This window comes from Deltaproteobacteria bacterium (genome assembly GCA_019309545.1).
Classification (GTDB): domain Bacteria; phylum Desulfobacterota; class Desulfobaccia; order Desulfobaccales; family Desulfobaccaceae; genus Desulfobacca_B.
Window position 1 is genome coordinate 1 of record JAFDGA010000087.1, and the last position, 2,339, is coordinate 2,339.

Annotated in this window: 2 protein-coding genes; both read right to left on the bottom strand. The window is 47.9% G+C overall.

What is annotated here, in order from left to right; all coding sequences use genetic code 11:
• Positions 1-196: 196 nt before the first annotated feature.
• Positions 197-883, bottom strand: a complete 687-nt coding sequence (locus tag JRG72_11830) for an alpha/beta hydrolase (protein MBW2135891.1) — start codon at positions 881-883, stop codon at positions 197-199.
• 140 nt (positions 884-1,023) lie between these two features.
• A partial coding sequence (locus tag JRG72_11835) for a hypothetical protein (GenBank protein MBW2135892.1) occupies positions 1,024-2,339 on the bottom strand: 1,316 nt, incomplete at its 5' end.

The window sequence follows — 2,339 nt, forward strand, 5'->3', positions numbered from 1 at the left end:
GCATACTTAAAACATTTTCCCTGGCTTGAGAAACAAAAAGCATCTCGGGTAAAAAAGATAACTTATCTTAAGATGTTGGTGTTCCCTACCCGGGATAAGATCTTTGTTATCAAGACGTTTATGCTGGATGAAATGCCTGAGGTTGAAATCGAGATGGGCTTCTTTTTTAATATCTTTGCGCAGCAATGACCGGAGGCTAGACAGATTTGTGGGCTAATGAATGCTGATCAAGGAAACGGATGACCACATCATTAAAGACCTCGTACTTTTCTTCATGGGGGGCATGTCCGCAATCGGCGAGAATGGAAAGCTCTGCAGTATTGAACTGGGCGGCAACTTCCCGGGCATTTTCCGGCGGCAGGAGGGCGTCATATTGACCCCAAACTATTTGACAAGGAACTTTTAGCCGGTTCTCCGAACTTACTCTGTCGCTCTGAATGAGACGGAGAAGTGTGTTAGGAAGATACCTTTGGGACGTGAATTTAAATATTTTATATAAATCCGGGGTGAGCAAAGATTTATCGTGATATAAATATATCAGAAGATTCTTGATTTTCTTTCCCGATATGTAATTACCTCCTTTATCGGTAGCGGAAACTAAGACAAGGGCTTCTACCAGTCCTTCGAATTGCCGGCACAATTCAAGACAGATTGTTCCTCCAAAGGAATGCCCCACCAAAATGGCCGAGGTAATTCCTTTTTGTTCCAAAAAGTGACGGACAAAATTCACATAACCGGCTCGGTTTAGCAGTTCGCTCTGGGGCTTAGGAGAGAAACCAAACCCGGGTAAATCCAAGGCGATAACTCGGAAAAAGCGAGAAAGGGGTCTGAGGTTGAACCTCCAGGTGAAAAGGGAAGAAGACAGCCCATGGATAAACACCACCGGTCGGCCTTGCCCTCGGTCCACCGAAAAAATATCCGATCCAGCTACCTTATGAAAACAGCCGGACAGGCCATAATTTACTAAAATATCTTGCAGTTGGGCATTTATCCCGGCTAGGTCCGGTTGCACTGCACAAAGATTCATGAATCTGACCGCGGTTCTATTGCAGATAGAGGAAATGAAGTCCAGCGAACCAAATGATGGGGCAGGAAGTACCCATCCCAGGGAGAATCGAATTGAGTCATGGTGCCGGGAGTGGCAAAGCGATGGACACCGGCAGCTCCCAATATAGTGATGATCCGTGAAAAATCTTTAGGACTTACCGCCAACCCTACCGTCTGGACATGAGGGGTCATAATTTCCGGCAACCTGTCGATATCACTGAATAAACGTAGATAAACCGTGCGATTGCCGATTGGTGGACCCAGTTGCCAGAAGTCATCCGCCAGAATGGTGAACTCCGTGCCGCTAGAATACCAAGCTTCATGGAACATATCATATCGGGCCCGCAGATTAAGGATAGCGGCGGTTTCCTGCGGCGTGGGTGAAGCCTTAGGGAAGTCCTGCAAGATATGCTCAAGGGCGTCCTGCAAGGACTCCGCAAAATCGGCCAACTTGGCTTTGTCCTTTGTCAACAGGAGAATGGTATGAGGAGAAGCACACGCGCTTTGTTCAAAAATAGAAATATCCCGGGCTACCCGTCTGGTCAGTGGCCCCAGACTTACTTTATCCAGAAACTCCTCTCCGAGGATTATGAAGGAAGTCCTGTGGGGAAAGGCCACATCATTCACCTGGGGCTTGACTGGTAAGGCCCGAATGCTTTGGATGCTTTCATCGCTTCCCCACATAATTCGTACATCAGCATAACGGGAGAGGGTCGCTCCAATCTCTTCATCTTTATGATCGTAGCGGATGACCGCTATTGAGTGGATGAGCTGTTGACCAGAGCACCTCTGGCCCGGGGTTTCGGACAAATGTTTCAGAAGAGCGGCAAGAAACGGTGGAGACCCCGAAGCTACTTTGATAAGGTTTACATTTTTGGTCAGCAGACCCATTAAAAGAGAGAGGAAGCTCAGGGTAGGAACATTGCCTGCCATCCAGTGTACCACTAGACCCCGGGGGAAGGCCCTGACCATTCGATCAGACCGTCCCAATGAGACAAAATCGTCCAGACACCGAAGATCTTGAAAGCAGGTTCCGAGCAGAAGTTCCAAATTGGACCTGCGGCACCAGCTGGCCAGATAAGGGATGCCGGAATCAGGAAATTGGTGGTGGATAGGATTGGCGCGGTTAAGCAAACGACGGGCAAAGGCATCTAACCATTCGATGATGCCGTCGATAGGACAGGAGAGAAGGGCATTCCTCGTTTTTAGTAAGTTTTCAACAAGGGAATCGATCTCAATAGAATTGCTCCGATCTGACGAAAAAAAAAAAAAATCGGTGGTTACCTTAGTGG